This is a genomic window from Mesorhizobium sp. CA15 (genome assembly GCF_020165215.1).
GTDB lineage: Bacteria > Pseudomonadota > Alphaproteobacteria > Rhizobiales > Rhizobiaceae > Mesorhizobium.
This window is the reverse complement of record NZ_JAIUHQ010000013.1, coordinates 128411-143868: the sequence shown is the minus strand read 5'-3', so window position 1 is coordinate 143868 and position 15458 is coordinate 128411. Positions and strand designations below refer to the sequence as shown.

Here is a 15458-nt window from a genome sequence, read left to right as displayed (position 1 = left end):
TCACGAGCGACGTCGGGTGCGGCTTAGTTCTTGTAGGCGGAACAAAAGGCGGGCGGGTTGTCGTTGCCGATCATGGCGCAGCCGCGCTTGATCTCGTCGATCATCATGCTGCATGCATTTTGCCCGTTGCAGGGCGGATTGGTCGCCGGCGACACCTGGACGCATTGCGAGACATACTGGTCCGACTTCGCCTTTCCCGCGGATTGCACGCATGGCCGCGTGTCGTTCCGGCTTGCCTGTGCAGCGGCGGGTTTCGCAGACGCCGTGCCAGCCGTCGCGGGCGCGGCGCTGCCGCCGGTTTGCGGCACGCAGGAGAGGTCGCCTTCGGGACATTGCAACTGGTGCTGCAACTGCGCCAGCCGCACCTTGGTCAACTCCGCCTTGCAGGACTCGATCAGGCTCGAATGCGCGGAGCCATCGGCATAGGGCTCGGTGCGGAAGGCGCATTCCTTGTCGCGGAACGGGATCCAGGCGCGCTGCGCCTCGCGCAGGCGCTTCAGGTCGGTGGGAGCCAGACGTCCCGCCAGCTCCTTGTAGACTGCATTGAGCCCCGCGTCCGCCGAAGCGGCATTCGCGGCCGTGCAGGTCGCAAGGTCGGCCTGCGTCTTCGCTGCCGCGCAGTCGATGGTTGCCGCACGGGCGGCGGGAGTGGTGGGAAGCATGGTCAACCCGGCGACGACTGCGAAAATCGCGACCGCCAGCGAGGCCGAAAGGAGCGAGGTCTTGGCTGACATCTGATCTGTCCTCTGCTTGTACCCGCCGCTCGCGCCAGCATAGGTTGAGACAACAGCGGCGATCAACGCCAAACCTGTGACGTGGCAAGCAAAGTGCGACCGGGCGAAAGCAGAGGAACGAACAATCCTTCCGTGAGGGGAGACATTCCGGCAGGATAAAGGGGCGTGTCCGCCAGCCTCTTCGTCAATCATAAGGCGAAGCTAGGATGCTTTTCCGGAATCGATTTGGATCAACAGGTGTTCCGGCTCCCGCGTCTCCAGCCGGTTCGCAATCTTGGCCGCTTGGGGCGAGGTTGGTTGGCCCTGCAGCGCGCTCGCGGGTTCAGCGGCGAGAGCAATGTGAGCGGTCTCGTCTTCGAACAGAACCACCTGCGTCGCCAGCGCGGTTGTCGTGGCGACCTGGAAGAAGATGAAAGCCAGGGCGAGATAGCGGATCACGGGCGTCCAAACGCTTCGGCCGGCAACTGGTTCCAGTCCTTCGAGTTTTTTGCTGGACGGCCAAAGACAGCGAGCGGGGGTCTCATCCCGGGCCCTGGCTCTTGCGAAGCGCCGATCTCCCGTGCAAAAGCCGGCCATGCTTATCATCAACGACCTTACGCTGCGCATGGCGGGGCGGCTGCTTCTCGATCATGCTTCATTGACGCTGCCGGCCGGCACCAAGGCCGGCCTCGTCGGCCGCAACGGCACCGGCAAGACCACGCTGTTCAAGGCGATCACCGGTGATTTCCCTTCGGAGACCGGTTCGATCAGCCTGCCGAAAAGCACCCGCATCGGCCAGGTGGCGCAGGAAGCGCCCGGCACCGAGGAGCCGCTGATCGACATCGTGCTCAAGGCCGATATTGAGCGCACCGCGCTGCTCGAAGAGGAAAAGACGGCGACCGACGCGCACCGTATTGCCGACATCCACATGCGGCTGGCCGACATCGACGCCCACTCGGCCGAGTCCCGCGCGGCCACCATCCTTGCCGGCCTCGGCTTCGACGACGCGGCGCAGCGCCGCCCGGCTTCCTCCTTCTCGGGCGGCTGGCGCATGCGCGTGGCTTTGGCCGCAGTGCTGTTTTCCGAGCCCGACCTTCTGCTGCTCGACGAGCCGACCAACTATCTCGACCTCGAAGGCACGCTCTGGCTCGAGAATTACGTCTCGAAATATCCGCACACAGTTCTGCTGATCTCCCACGACCGTGACCTGCTCAATCGCGCCGTCAATTCCATCGTCCACCTCGATCAGAAGAAGCTGACCTTCTGGCGCGGCGGCTACGACCAGTTCGAGCGCCAGTACACCGAGCAAAGGGAACAGCAGGAAAAGGGCCGCATCAAGCAGGAAGCCGCCCGCAAGCATATGGAATCCTTCGTCGAGCGTTTTCGCGCCAAGGCCTCCAAGGCCAGGCAGGCGCAGTCGCGCATCAAGGCGCTGGAAAAGATGAAGCCGATCGCGGCGATCGTGAACGACACGGTGCGGCCATTCTCGTTTCCGGAGCCGGTGAAGACGGTGGCATCGCCGATCGTTGCGCTCAACAACGTCAGTGTCGGTTATACGCCCGGTGAGCCGATCCTGAAGAAGATGACCTTGCGCATCGATGCCGATGACCGTATCGCGCTGCTCGGCGCCAACGGCAACGGCAAGTCGACTTTCGCCAAGCTTCTGTCCGGCCGGCTGAAGCAGGAGGCCGGCACGATGACGGTAGCGCCTGGGCTGAAGGTGGCGATCTTTGCCCAGCACCAGCTCGACGATCTCAGGCCCGAGGAAAACGCCTACGAGCATGTTCGCAGGCTGATGCCGGAGGCGCCGGAATCGAAGGTGCGCGGCCGTGTCGCCCAGTTTGGGCTTACCACCGAGAAGATGAACACCGCCGCCAAGGATCTGTCCGGCGGCGAGAAGGCGCGGCTGTTGATGGGGTTGTCGGCCTTCGAGGGGCCGAACCTGTTCATCCTCGACGAGCCCACCAATCACCTCGACATCGACAGCCGTGAATCGCTGATTCATGCGCTGAACGATTTTCCGGGCGCGGTGATCCTGATCTCGCACGATCGGCATCTGCTCGAGGCGACGGCCGACCGGCTGTGGCTGGTCAAGGACGGCGCGGTCAATCCCTATGACGGCGACCTCGAGGATTATAAGACACTGGTCACCGGCGTTTCCGCCAACCGCCGCGAGCAGAAGGAGGCGGACAAGGCGTCCAAGGCCGATCGCCGCCGCGAGGCGGCCCAGCGCCGTGCGGCACTGGAGCCTTTAGCCAAGGAAATCCGCGCCACCGAGGCGCTCATGGATCGCATCCGCAAGCGCATCGACCTGATCGAGGACGAGCTTGCCAATCCGGCGGTCTACGAAAAGGACCCCTCGACCGCGACGCAGCTTGCGAAGGAGCGCTCGCAACTGGCGCAGACGCTGGCGCAAAACGAGGACAGGTGGCTGACGATGTCGGCGGAGTATGAGGAAGGGATCGCGGAGTAACGCTATTTCCCTTCTCCCCTTGTGGGAGAAGGTGGATCGGCGCGCAGCGCCGAGACGGATGAGGGGTGTTCCAGCGGAGTGAGACGCTGGAATTGGGTAAAGCGGTGCGGGAAACGTCGATGTCCAGAAAATTGTGGATCAATGCAGGCAGCCTTCTGGCGGTCGACTCGAACGCAAGTGTCAAATGCCCGGAATGTGGCGAAGCGGACCTCAAAGTTTTCGACACCAAGGCAGGCGAAGATCATATCGAGCGGCACATGCGCTGCCCGAAATGCGGCGCTTATAGCGCGCTGTATAAAAACATCACTGAGTAGCCGACATTAGGTTTGATTCCAGCTTGGCAGTTGCCTTGCAAGACAACCGCCTCGTTTCTTCCAACACCCCTCATCCGTCTCGGCGCTACGCGCCGATCCACCTTCTCCCGCAAGGGGAGAAGGGGGAGCCCATCTGGCCCTACACCTCTCCTCCAAAACCCGCTACACACTTCGCATGAACCAGCACGCCAAGCTCCGGATCGGCCATTCGGCCTGTCCGCATGATTGCCCCTCCACCTGCGCCCTCGAAGTCGAACTGCTCGATGACAACCGCATCGGCCGCGTCCACGGCGCCAAGGCGAACAGCTATACGGCGGGTGTCGTCTGCGCCAAGGTCGCGCGCTATGCCGACCGCGTCCACCATCCCGACCGGCTGCTGAAACCGCTGGTGCGCGCCGGCGCCAAGGGCGAGGGCGCCTGGAAGGAAGCCAGCTGGGAAGCAGCCCTCGACCTTGTGGCGGAAAAATTCATTGCAGCCGAAGAAAAATACGGCTCGGAGACGGTCTGGCCTTATTTCTACGCCGGCACGATGGGGCTGGTGCAGCGCGACGGCATCCAGCGGCTGCGCCACGCCAAGAAATACTCGGGCTTCTTCGGCTCGATCTGCACCAATCTCGCCTGGACCGGCTGGATGATGGGAGCGGGCGCGCTGCGCGGTCCCGATCCGCGCGAGATGGCGAAATCCGACTGCGTGGTGATCTGGGGCACCAATGCCGTGGTCACCCAAGTCAACGTGATGACCCATGCGACCAGGGCGCGCAAGGAGCGTGGGGCCAAGATCGTCGTCATCGACATCTACGACAACGCCACGATGAAGCAGGCCGATCTCGGCCTGGTGCTGAAGCCCGGCACCGACGGGGCGCTCGCCTGCGCGGTCATGCATGTGCTGTTCCGCGACGGGCTGGCCGACCGCGCCTATCTCGAGAAATACACCGATGATCCCCGCGGGCTGGAAGAACATTTGCGGACGCGCACGCCCGAATGGGCGGCCGCCATAACCGGGCTATCCGTCGCCGAGATCGAGGCATTCGCCCATCTCGTCGGCAACACCAAGAAGACCTATTTCCGGCTTGGCTACGGCTTCGCACGCCAGCGCAACGGCGCCGTCAACATGCATGCCGCCTCCTGCATCGCCGCCGTCACCGGCGCCTGGCAGCATGAGGGCGGCGGCGCCTTCCACTCCAACTCCGGCATCTTCCAGCTGAATCAGGACGTGCTGGAAGGCACCGCGATGCGCGACCCGAAGGTGCGCTATCTCGACCATTCGCGCATCGGCCCGGTGCTGACGGGCGCGGCCGACGCGCTCTATGGCGGTCCCCCGGTGACGGCGATGCTGATCCAGAACACCAATCCGGCCAATGTCGCGCCGGAGCAGCGGCTGGTGAGAAAGGGTTTTCTGCGCGAGGATTTGTTCACCTGCGTGCATGAGCAGTTCATGACCGACACGGCCAAGCTCGCCGACGTCGTGCTGCCGGCGACGATGTTTCTGGAGCATGACGACATCTACAAGGGCGGCGGCAACCAACACATCACGCTGGGTCCCAAGCTGATCGAGCCGCCGGAGGGGCCGCGAACCAACCACTATGTCAATGAGGAGCTCGCCAAGCGCCTCGGCGTCGGCGACCGTCCCGGCTTCGGCCTGACCGAGCGCGAGCATATCGACATCATCCTCGGCAAGCGCGGGCTCGGCAGCTTCGACAGCCTGAAGGCTGAGAAATGGGTCGACCTGCAGCCCGGCTTCGACGACGCGCATTTCATCAACGGCTTCGGCCATGCCGACAAGAAATTCCACTTCCGGCCCAACTGGACCGGGCAGTCGGCGCCCAACCGGCCGCCGAAAAGCATGGGCCTGTTCGGCCCGGTGGGACGGCTGCCGGAATTCCCCGATCATGTCGAGCTGATCGAGATCGCGGACGAGGAGCATCCGTTCCGGTTGGCGACCTCGCCGGCGCGCAATTTCCTCAATTCGAGTTTCGCCGAGACGCCGGTATCGAAGGCCAAGGAAGGCAGGCCGGAGCTGCTTGTCCATCCGCAGGACGCCGCGGCGCTCGGCATTGAGGATGGCGGCCGCGTCGAGATCGGCAACCGGCGCGGCGACGTGGTGCTGCACGCAAAATTCTTCGACGGCCTGAAGCGAGGCGTGGTTATCGCGGAAGGCATCTGGCCGAACAGCGCGCATGAGCGCGGCGAAGGCATCAACGTCCTGACCGGCGCCGATGCGCCGGCACCCTATGGTGGCGCCGCCGTCCACGACAACAAGGTGTGGCTGCGGAAAGCTGAAGAGTCCGGCGCCTAGCCTCCCATCTGGCCCAAGCACCTCTCGTCGCACCCACCAGCTCCGGCGTCTATAGAAGCCGCTTGTCTCGGCAACGAGGGAGGATGTCGTGGCCAAGGTCTCGCTTCTGGGCATTCCGCATGACGAGAATTCGTCCTATCTGCGCGGGCCTGCCGAGGCGCCGCCGCTGATCCGGCGCGAGCTCGCCAGCGACGCCTACAGTTCCTGGACCGAAACCGGCTTCGACCTGACGGACCGCTTCGTCGATCACGGCGACATCGATTTCACGCAAGGTGGCGACCCGTGGCAGCGGATCGAGGCGGAGGTGGGCCGCGCGCTCGACGCCGGCCATCCGCTGATCTCGCTCGGCGGCGACCATGCGATCTCCTGGCCGGTGCTGCGCGCGGTGCGCCGCCGCTGCCGGAGCCTCACGATCGTCCACATAGACGCGCATCCGGACATTTATCATTCCTATGACGACAATCCGCGTTCGCACACTTCGCCCTTCGCCCGGATCATGGAAGAGAAGCTGGCCGACCGGCTGATCCAGATCGGCCTGCGCACCGTCAACGATCACCATCGCGACCAGTTCAAGCGCTTCGGCGTCGAGGTGGTGGAGATGCGGCATTTCAAGGAAGGCTTGCAGCTCGACCTTCAGACGCCTGTCTACATCTCGATGGATATCGACGCTCTCGATCCGGCCTTCGCTCCCGGTATCTCTCACCGTGAGCCCGGCGGCTTGACCACGCGCCAGGCCATCGGTCTGATCCAGGCAATAGACCAACGAATAGTCGCCGCCGACGTCGTCGAATACAATCCGCGCCAGGACCTATCCAACGTGACGGCGCTGGTCGCCGCCAAGCTGGTGAAGGAGATTGCCGGCACGATGCTGAAGACCAACGTCGCGGTTTGAATCAATTTGCCAAGGCGGCATGCTAGAGGATTGTTCCGACTCAGCTTTCGACAGGGATCGCCATGCCGCAGCCGCTCAGGATAGCCATCGCCGGCGCGCTCGGCCGCATGGGCCGGCAGATGGCCGAGACAATCGCTGCCGATTCCCGGCTGGAACTCGTCGCCGGCTTCCATCGGCCGGGCAGCGCGGGAGAGGGACTGGTCGAGCGCGACGAAGCTCTGGCGCTTGCCGATGTGGCCGTCGACTTCACCACGCCCGCGGCTTCTGCCGAACTGGCAACGGCCTGTGCCGCACGCGGCGGTCCGGCGCTGGTGATCGGCTCGACAGGTTTTGATGTCGCTGAGCTGAAAGCCATAGCGGAAGCGGCGAAGAAGATCGCTATCGTGCGCTCCGGCAGCTACTCGCTGGGGCTCAATATGCTGACCGGTCTGGTCGAACAGGCGGCGAGGGCGCTTGGGCCTGATGACTGCGACATCGAAATCTTCGAAGCACATCACCGCTTCAAGGTTGACGCGCCGTCGGGCACGGCGCTGATGCTGGGCGAGGCGGCCGTGCGAGGACGTGGCGTCGTGCTGGACGATGTGGCGAGACGCGCCCGCGATGGCCTCGTTGGTCCGCGCAATGCCGGCGAGATCGGCTTTGCCGTTATGCGCGGCGGCAGCATCGTCGGCGAGCACAGCGTCAGCTTCCTGAGCGACGGCGAGAGGCTCACGCTTTCGCATGCCGCCGGCGACCGCTCGATGTTCGCCCGCGGCGCCATCGCGGCTGCGCTCTGGGTCGCCGGACGGCCGCCCGGCGAATACGACATGCGCGATGTGCTGGGCTTCACTGCCTTGTGACCGGTAACCCCGCCGGACTTCATTCCACGGCCTCTAAAACGGCTGAAAGCCAGCTGAAAGCTTGGCCATGCCATGACAGTTTTGTGGCGGTCGCCACATGAACGGCCTGGGAGCGGCCGACAGGAGGAATGCGGCGCGGCGCGCCGCCCAGTGGAGGAAGACTAGTGACCCGTTTCATCTCTAAACGCGCCCTGCGTTCAGTGGCGCTGACGCTTGCCATGGTTGGCGCTGGCGCATCGACGGCATCGGCAGCCGACAAGATCACCATCATCGTCGGCGGCATGGAAAAGCAGATCTATCTGCCGGCCGTGCTCACCCAGCAGCTCGGCTACTTCAAGGATGAGGGGCTGGACGTGGAGTTGGTGAACTCCCGCGCGGGCGTCGAGGCCGAGAATGAGTTGCTGGCCGGCGCCGTGCAAGGCGTCGTCGGCTTCTACGATCACACCGTCGACCTGCAGTCGAAGGGCAAATACATCCAGTCGATCGTGCAATTCAGCCAGGCGCCGGGCGAGGTAGAGCTGGTCTCGGCCAAGCACCCCGAAATTAAGTCGCCGGCCGATTTCAAGGGCGCGACGCTGGGCGTCACCGGCCTCGGCTCCTCGACTGATTTCCTGACGCAGTATCTTGCGGTTCGCAGCGGCCTGAAGCCGGGCGATTACACGCTGCTTCCCGTCGGCGCCGGCAACACTTTCATCGCCGCCGTCAAGCAGGACCAGATCCAGGCCGGCATGACCACCGAGCCGACCATCGCTAAGCTGCTCCAGACCGGCGAGGCGAAGGTCCTGGTCGATATGCGCACGCCCGAAAAGACCAAGGCGGCGCTCGGCGGCGACTACCCGGCTGCCTCCTTCTACGTTCAGTCGAGTTGGCTCGAAGGCCACAAGGACGAGGCGCAGAAGCTCGCCAACGCCTTCGTCAAGACGATGAAGTTCATCGCCGGCCATTCGGCCGAGGAGATCGCCGACAAGATGCCGAAGGACTATTACGCCGGCAGCAAGGACCTCTATGTTCAGGGCCTGGCAGGCGGCAAGGCGATGTTCACGCCGGATGGCCGCATGCCGGCCGATGGACCGCAGACCGTGCTGAAGGTTCTGTCGACCTTCTCGAAGAGCCTGCAAGGCAAGCAGATCGATCTATCGAAGACCTACACGACCGAGTTCGTCGACGCGGCGAAGTAGGCGCCGGCAGGCGAGGGCGGGCGGACCCCGTCCGCCCTTGAAAAGCAAGAGCTTGCGTCGGCCGCCTGAATCAATTCGGCGGCCGTGTTTCCGGATTCCGGCGAGCAGGCCCGCGGGCCCGGATCGCGCCATCCCGCACCACCACAACAGGAGTGTGCTATGCAATCGCAGACCATGGCGGCGGAGAAAATGTCTCCCGCCGCGCCGCCGGCTGACGCCGCGATAGCCATCGACGATGTGACGCTGCGCTTCGTCACGCCCGACGGCCACATGATGACGGCGATCCGCGATTTCACCATGACGGTGGCGCGCGGCGAGTTCGCCTGCGTCGTCGGCCCGACGGGCTGCGGCAAGTCGACGACGCTCAACCTCGTCACCGGCCTGTTGCGTCCGACCACCGGCAATGTCCGCGTCATGGGCAATCCGGTCACCGACATCAGCCGCGACATCGGCTTCGTCTTCCAGGCCGACGCACTGTTTCCGTGGCGCAGCGTCATCGACAACGTCGCCGCCGGTCCACTCTTCCGCGGCATGCCGAAGAAAGAAGCCTATGAGAAGGCGCGCGACTGGATCGGCCGGGTCGGCCTTTCGCGGTTCGAGAAGCATTATCCGCACCAGCTTTCGGGCGGCATGCGCAAGCGCGCGGCACTTGCCCAGACCTTCATCAACCAGCCCAAGATCCTGTTGATGGACGAGCCCTTCAGCGCACTCGACATGCAAACCCGCACCGCAATGCAGGACGAATTGCTGGACCTCTGGTCGGGGCTGAGATCATCCGTCGTCTTCGTCACGCACGATCTGGAGGAAGCGGTGGCGCTGGCCGACAAGGTCTATGTGCTCACCGCCGGTCCGGGCACTGTGAAGAGCGTCTACCGCATCGACCTGCCGCGCCCGCGCGTCATGTCCGACATTCGTTACGACCCGAAATTCATCGAGATTGCCAAGGTGATCTGGAACGATCTGCGTGAGGAAGTGCAGCTCGGCCAAAGCCGTGGCTTGCAGGCGAGCCATTGAAAGGAGACTTGCCATGACCGCCATCTCTCCAACCGATCAGGCCGCCGCCCGCGCCACCTCGATCGTCGCCGCGGAAGCGCAGGCGAGGGCACGGCTGCGCAAACGCCATGCTCTGGTCATCGGCCTGCGCCTCGCGATCCTCGTCGTCTTCCTCGGCCTTTGGGAACTCTGCGCCGACTACAACATCATCGACCCATTCTTCTTCTCCAGCCCGTCGGGCATCTGGGAACAGATCTGGTCCTGGATCACCGAGGGCACCTCGCAGGGGCCGCTCTGGCTGCAGATCTATGTGACGCTGGAGGAAACCTTCCTCGGCTTCGCTATCGGCGCCGTCGGCGGCATCGTGGCGGGCATCATCCTTGGTCGCAACAAGCTGCTGGCCGATGTGTTCTCGATCTACATCAAGATCGCGAACTCCGTGCCGCGCGTGGTGCTCGGCTCGGTGTTCATCATCGCGCTCGGGTTGGGCATGGCTTCCAAAGTGGCGCTGGCCGTCGTCATGGTGTTCTTCGTCGTCTTCGCCAACGCCTTCCAGGGCGTGCGCGAGGCTGACAGGGCGATGATCGCCAACGCCCAGATCCTCGGCGCCTCGCCGTTCCAGATCACCCGCTCGATCATCATCCCTTCGGCGATGAGCTGGATCCTCGCCAGCCTGCATGTCTCGTTCGGCTTTGCGCTGGTCGGCGCGGTCGTAGGCGAGTTTCTCGGCGCCAAGCAGGGCATGGGCCTTTTGATCTCCACCGCGCAGGGCGCCTTCAACGCCAATGGCGTCTTCGCCGCCATGATCATCCTGGCGGTGATGGCGCTGGTGGTGGAGTTCATCATCACCCACTTCGAGAACTATGTGGTGAAGTGGCGCCCGGCGCCGTTCAACGAGCAGGGGACCTGAGCAATCGCCGCACATCATCATGTCTGGTGTGCGGCTTCACCTAGTGTATGACAAAGTCACGCGCCTTGTGCTATACTGAGGGGTATCGAGGAGACGAGCCATGCGAAACTCCCAGCCCCTGACGATCACACTGCCGCTCGAGATGGCGCAGATGGTGAAAAATAAAGTTGCCTCAGGCGAATACGCCACCGAGAGCGAAGTCATCCGTGATGGCCTGCGTACGTTGGCTGCCCGTGACGCGGCGATTGAACGCTGGCTGCGCGAGGCAGTCGTGCCGACGATGCAGGATGCGCGCGCCCATCCTGAGAAGCTTTTGACGGCCGAACAGCTGCGCCGCAATCTCTCTGAGCACATCAACGCGATCGCCGCCAAACCGCGCTCCGGTGCATGAAATATCAGGTCAGGTTCCATGCTGCCGCCGAGCGGGATATTGCCGAGTTGCTGAGCGAGCTCGCGCCAAAGGCTGGCGTGGCAACCGCTTTGCGTTTTGTCGGGCGCATTGTCGACTATTGTCTCGACTTTGAAACTTTTCCGGAGCGGGGCACGCGTCATGACGAAATCGCACCGGGTTTGCGCACGGTAGGATGGCGCCGACGCGCAACGATCGCGTTCGAAATCGTGGATGACAAAGTGGTCATCCTCCGGATTCTTTATTCGGGTCGTACGCTCGAATTGCCGGACGAAGAGTCCGAGCATTGAGGTAGGTCTTAGGCCAGCGGCAGCCGGACCTCGACCTTGAGCCCGCCAGCGGCGGCGTCGCCCAGAGTGACGCTGCCGCCGGCATTCTCGACCACCTCGCGCACGATCGCCAGGCCGAGCCCGCTGCCTTCCTCTGCCGAGCCGGCGAGGCGGTAGAAGCGTTCGAAGACATGCTCCCGTTCCTCGGCCGGAATGCCGGGGCCGGTGTCGGCGACCGTCAGCACGCCCTCGCGATCGACCATCGCCAGCCTGACAGTCACCGCGCCGCCAGCCGGCGTGTAGCGCAGCGCGTTGTCGACCAGATTGACGATCATCTCGCGCAGCATCGTGCCGTCGCCGATCACCGCCACCGGTCCGTTCTCCTCGAGGCCGAGGTCGATGTCGCGCTTGATCGCCACCGGCGCCTGCGCTTCCAGCACATGGCGGGCAGCTTCGGTGAGGTCGATGCGGTCGGCGCGTGGCCGCCGGCTGCCGGGCTCGGCGCGCGAAAGCGTGAGCAATTGTTCAGCGAGCCGCGCCAGCCTGCCGGAACTCGCTTGCAACGCGACCAGCGCCTCCTGGCGCCGATCGGACACGGTTTCCCGCAAGGCATAGCTTGCCTGCGTCGACAAGAGCGCCAGCGGCGTGCGCAACTGGTGCGCGGCATTGGCGATGAAGCGTCGCTGCGCCGCCATTTGCGCCCGCACGCGCTCCATATAGGCATTGAGCGCCTCGATCAGCGGCCGGATCTCGCTCTGCGCGCCCGGGACCTCGACCGGATCGAGATCGCTGCGGCTTCGCGAGCGCACGGCATCGCGCAGCCGGATCAGCGGCGCCAGGCCGCGGCGCAGGCCAAGCAGCACGAACACGCCGGCAATGGCCACCAAGGCAAGCTGCTGGGCGAAGGCGCTGAGCCACAGGCGCTTGACCATGGCGTCATGTCCGGCGAGCGTGACGCCGACCGTGACCTTGATCGGCGAATCGCTGCCGGCGCCGATCACGGCATGGCTGAGCGTTGCCAGGCGCAGCGGGTGATCGCGGTAGGCGGCCTCGACGCTGCCGCGATCCGGCGCCTCGGGCAGGTCCGGATAGCCGCTCAGCAGCCGCCCGCCGGCGGTCTCGACGCGATAATAGACGCTGTCGCGGTCGCCAGTGTCGAACATCTCGATCGCCGCCGGCGGCACGGTGGCGTCGAGCGCGCCGTCGGCCATCGCCACCTGCTCGGCGATGGCGCGTGCCGAGCCGACCAGCATGCGATCGGTGACGAGGTCCGCCGTCGCCAGCGCGTTGCGCTGGCTGGTCCACAGATTGATAGCGGCGAGCCCAGCCAGCGGCAGCACCACCCAGGCCAGCAACTGCAGGCGAAGGCTGCCGAACCGGAGCCTGTCGATTTTCATGGCGCCGGATCGTCGTGGCGCAACAGATAGCCCAGGCCGCGCAAGGTGGCGATCTGGACGCGCGATCCCTCGAGCTTCTTGCGCAGCCTGTGCACATAGATCTCGATGGCGCTGGGGTCGGCGTCGGTGTCGAAGTCGTAGATCGCGGTCGAGAGCGCCGCCTTGCTCACCGTGCGGCCGGCCTTGACGACGAGCTGTTCCAACACCGCGTGCTCACGAGGCGTCAGCGACAGCGTCGCCCCGGCAAGCGAGAACAGCCTGGTGTTGGTGTCGAAGGTGAGATCGCCGCAGGAAACGACCGGCGCGGTGCGGTCGTTGGCACGGCGCAGCTGCACGCGGATGCGCGCTTCCAGCTCCTCGATCTGAAATGGTTTCGCCAGATAATCGTCGGCACCTTCGTTGAGGCCCTTGACCCGGCCGTCGAGGCTGGCATTGGCGGTAAGCACGATAACCGGCACCGGGTTGCCGCGTGCCCGCAGCCTTTTCAGCACCTCCATGCCGCCCATGCGGGGCAGGGCAAGGTCAAGGATGATCAAAGCGTGATCCCCGGCGGCTAAAGCATGCTCGACATCCTCGCCGTCATGCACGACGTCGACGACATAGCTCGCCTGGCGCAGCGTCTTGCTCAGCCAATCGGCCAGTTCGCGATTGTCCTCGACAAGCAGCAGCCGCATCGTTCGTCGCTGTTCCTCCCAACGGCGTCGACCTTCGCCAAAGGGCGGCAGGCGGCGTCCAAATTGGTTCCCGAGGCAACCGATAGTATCGATCCGCGCGCAAGGCAAACGTGGTTTCTCGGCGACCGCCACCCCGGTCATGGTGCCTGCCGAGCCACCTGTTCGGTCGTGCAAGTGATAAAACCGAACCGTTCGGTTCAATTAATGTTGACGGTTCGTATAGCCGGGGTGAACACCGGCTCCCGTTATCCAGGTGCCGCATCGCGCGACGATCCCCGTAACTGGCTGATATCAAACAATAAGAATGTGGCCGCTGCGTAGTTCAGTTAATTTCAAGATCGAACCGAACGGTTCGGTTCACAACTTTTCGTGATTGGAAATGGCAACAGGGCCGACCCATTTCGGGGTGGTCCGAGCGACGCGAATTTCCAATACGGCACGCCACTAGACGGACACGAATTTTGAAATCTGGAGTATCTGAAATGAACAAGATTGCTTTTGCCGCCGCTGCTTTCCTCATTGCCACGGGCAGCGCTTTCGCTGGCAGCGACCACTACGGTTCCGACAACGTCAACCAGCCGGCCGTAACGGCCCCCGCGGGCAACGTCGACAACACCGTCACCGGTTCGATCCGCAAGCTCGACAAGTTCGAGCAGCGCGAGTTCCACATCACACCTGATCAGAACCAGCCGCAGTCGGGCCAAGGCATCTGGGGCCGCTAACCGGCGCGCCTCCTAACCCGCTTCAACCAATAACCTTCAAATCTGGAGTAACTCAAATGACCAAGATCGCTCTTACCGCCGTCGCCCTGCTTGTCGCCACGGGCGCCGCTTTCGCCAGCTCGGACAATTACGGAGCGGCCAATGCCAAACAGCCGGCTGTCACCATCGACCGGACTGTGACGACCTCGATCGCGAAGTCGGACGCGGATGTCCGAAGGCCGGTGGTGCAGGGCACCGATCACAACCTGTTCGGCAACCACTGATCCGACCCGGAAAAAAGCAGGCGGCGGGCTTGTCCCGCCGCTCTGTTTTTCTGCAGCCGGCTAACGCCGTTTGAATCGCGTCACAAGTATTTGTCATCACAAGCATTTGTAATCGTTTGTCTTTTTCTGAGCGAAGTCCGATCCGACACTGCCATGGCAGCTGAAAAGCGAACGCGCCGGGAATAAACCCAGGCCGCCGCGGGTCTTTTCGGCAGCGGGGCCATCCTCCCAAGGCCATCGCCCGACGAAACCAAACGGACAAGGAAAACCGAAATGACCAGGATCGCTCTCACCACTGTCGCAATGCTTCTCGCGATGGGCTCCGCCTTCGCCGGCAGCGACCACTACGGCGCCGATGGCGTCAACCAGGCAGCCACCGTTGGCTCCGACACCAGCGTCACGGCTTCGATCCCGAAGCACAACACAGTCAAGCCGGCCCCGAAGGTCGATACCGAGATGAAGACTGGCGCGACCGGCGCTGCGGATTGGCCGGGTCCGCCATCGGACAACTGGGGCAATTGAGCTCGTCTTTGAAAATATTGAAGGCGGCGGGCTTGCCCGCCGCCTTGCTTATGGGCCGCCAGGCTTCGGGCTACGTCAAATCCTTCGGCCGAACAAAATGCGTCAGTCGGGCGCCACGGAAGTCGAGATCGGCCCAATCCTTGTCCAGCGTGAACCGGACAAGAGCTGCCGTCGGAAACTTCGCTTCGATCTTCTTGAAAACGCTCTCATCCGTTCCGGGGCCGGCCAGCCGCAACACAAAGTGCTGCAGGCCGGGATTGTGGCCGATCACTATCAGGCTCGCTGCCTTGGCCTGCCGCACGCGCGCCAGGATCGCACCGGCAGCCGCCTCGTAGAGTTCGTCGGCGAATTGCGCCGGCACGTTCTTCGGGAGTTCGGCCGCAACCAGCCGCCAGGTATCGCGCGTGCGCAGCGCCGGCGACACCAGCGCCAGATCCGGCAGCCAACCGCGCTGGGCAAGCTCCCGCCCCATCAGCGGCGCCGTCTTTAAGCCGCGCGCGGCTAGCGGCCGGTCGAAATCCTCAAGCTTGGGATCGTCCCGACTCGACTTGGCGTGGCGGAGGATAAGAAGTTGTCTCAGGGGCATTGCAGCCT

18 protein-coding genes are annotated in these 15458 nt (G+C 64.0%); 13 read left to right on the top strand and 5 right to left on the bottom strand.

Going from position 1 to position 15458, the window contains the following annotated elements; all coding sequences use genetic code 11:
* Positions 1-23: 23 nt before the first annotated feature.
* Entirely contained in the window at positions 24-734 is a 711-nt protein-coding gene (locus LB515_RS20535; protein ID WP_224708784.1) for a lysozyme inhibitor LprI family protein, read from the bottom strand.
* Between the two features lie 201 nt (positions 735-935).
* Positions 936-1172 (bottom strand): hypothetical protein, encoded by a 237-nt coding sequence (locus tag LB515_RS20530; protein ID WP_224708783.1) that lies wholly within the window; start codon positions 1170-1172, stop codon positions 936-938.
* A 136-nt stretch (positions 1173-1308) separates the two neighbouring features.
* Here LB515_RS20530 and LB515_RS20525 point away from each other — a divergent pair, with 136 nt between their 5' ends.
* The 10 genes from LB515_RS20525 (at position 1309) to LB515_RS20480 (ending at position 11307) form a co-directional block, all read left to right on the top strand.
* Positions 1309-3186 (top strand): ABC-F family ATP-binding cassette domain-containing protein, encoded by a 1878-nt coding sequence (locus LB515_RS20525; RefSeq protein ID WP_224708782.1) that lies wholly within the window; start codon positions 1309-1311, stop codon positions 3184-3186.
* A 119-nt stretch (positions 3187-3305) separates the two neighbouring features.
* Positions 3306-3500, top strand: coding sequence for a hypothetical protein (locus LB515_RS20520; RefSeq protein WP_140846073.1), 195 nt, complete (start codon positions 3306-3308; stop codon positions 3498-3500).
* Between the two features lie 175 nt (positions 3501-3675).
* Positions 3676-5796, top strand: coding sequence for a molybdopterin-dependent oxidoreductase (locus LB515_RS20515; RefSeq protein WP_224708781.1), 2121 nt, complete (start codon positions 3676-3678; stop codon positions 5794-5796).
* 88 nt (positions 5797-5884) lie between these two features.
* The gene (speB, locus tag LB515_RS20510; protein WP_224708780.1) at positions 5885-6688 is read left to right on the top strand and encodes an agmatinase; all 804 of its coding nucleotides are present in this window, start codon (positions 5885-5887) and stop codon (positions 6686-6688) included.
* 62 nt (positions 6689-6750) lie between these two features.
* Positions 6751-7527 (top strand): 4-hydroxy-tetrahydrodipicolinate reductase, encoded by a 777-nt coding sequence (gene dapB, locus LB515_RS20505; RefSeq protein WP_224708779.1) that lies wholly within the window; start codon positions 6751-6753, stop codon positions 7525-7527.
* Positions 7528-7745: 218 nt separating this feature from the next.
* Positions 7746-8705 carry an ABC transporter substrate-binding protein gene (locus LB515_RS20500; RefSeq protein ID WP_224638422.1) on the top strand — a complete coding sequence of 320 codons (960 nt, stop codon included), beginning with the start codon at positions 7746-7748 and terminating at the stop codon, positions 8703-8705.
* A 159-nt stretch (positions 8706-8864) separates the two neighbouring features.
* The gene (locus tag LB515_RS20495; RefSeq protein ID WP_224708778.1) at positions 8865-9719 is read left to right on the top strand and encodes an ABC transporter ATP-binding protein; all 855 of its coding nucleotides are present in this window, start codon (positions 8865-8867) and stop codon (positions 9717-9719) included.
* 13 nt (positions 9720-9732) lie between these two features.
* Entirely contained in the window at positions 9733-10608 is an 876-nt protein-coding gene (locus tag LB515_RS20490; protein ID WP_224708777.1) for an ABC transporter permease, read from the top strand.
* Positions 10609-10708: 100 nt separating this feature from the next.
* Entirely contained in the window at positions 10709-10999 is a 291-nt protein-coding gene (locus LB515_RS20485) for a type II toxin-antitoxin system ParD family antitoxin (protein WP_140846080.1), read from the top strand.
* Positions 10996-11307, top strand: coding sequence for a type II toxin-antitoxin system RelE/ParE family toxin (locus tag LB515_RS20480; protein ID WP_224610530.1), 312 nt, complete (start codon positions 10996-10998; stop codon positions 11305-11307). The genes LB515_RS20485 and LB515_RS20480 overlap by 4 nt, the downstream gene beginning before the upstream one ends.
* Positions 11308-11315: 8 nt before the next feature.
* Here LB515_RS20480 and LB515_RS20475 read toward each other — a convergent pair whose 3' ends face one another.
* A complete protein-coding gene (locus LB515_RS20475) occupies positions 11316-12683 on the bottom strand; it encodes a sensor histidine kinase (protein WP_224708776.1) in 1368 nt (455 codons plus the stop codon).
* Positions 12680-13357 carry a response regulator gene (locus LB515_RS20470; protein ID WP_140635760.1) on the bottom strand — a complete coding sequence of 226 codons (678 nt, stop codon included), beginning with the start codon at positions 13355-13357 and terminating at the stop codon, positions 12680-12682. The genes LB515_RS20475 and LB515_RS20470 overlap by 4 nt, the downstream gene beginning before the upstream one ends.
* Positions 13358-13839: 482 nt before the next feature.
* On the opposite strand from LB515_RS20470, the gene LB515_RS20465 reads away from it, so the two are divergent.
* The 3 genes from LB515_RS20465 (at position 13840) to LB515_RS20455 (ending at position 14864) form a co-directional block, all read left to right on the top strand.
* On the top strand, positions 13840-14079 hold the full coding sequence (locus LB515_RS20465; RefSeq protein WP_095767085.1) for a DUF680 domain-containing protein: 240 nt from the start codon (positions 13840-13842) through the stop codon (positions 14077-14079).
* 56 nt (positions 14080-14135) lie between these two features.
* Positions 14136-14342, top strand: a complete 207-nt coding sequence (locus LB515_RS20460; RefSeq protein WP_095767086.1) for a DUF680 domain-containing protein — start codon at positions 14136-14138, stop codon at positions 14340-14342.
* Positions 14343-14615: 273 nt separating this feature from the next.
* Positions 14616-14864: a DUF680 domain-containing protein gene (locus LB515_RS20455; protein ID WP_140846085.1), complete on the top strand. Its 249-nt coding sequence runs from the start codon at positions 14616-14618 to the stop codon at positions 14862-14864.
* Between the two features lie 70 nt (positions 14865-14934).
* Here the strand turns inward: LB515_RS20455 and LB515_RS20450 are convergent, their stop codons facing one another.
* Positions 14935-15450: a SixA phosphatase family protein gene (locus tag LB515_RS20450; RefSeq protein ID WP_140846086.1), complete on the bottom strand. Its 516-nt coding sequence runs from the start codon at positions 15448-15450 to the stop codon at positions 14935-14937.
* Positions 15451-15458: the final 8 nt, after the last annotated feature.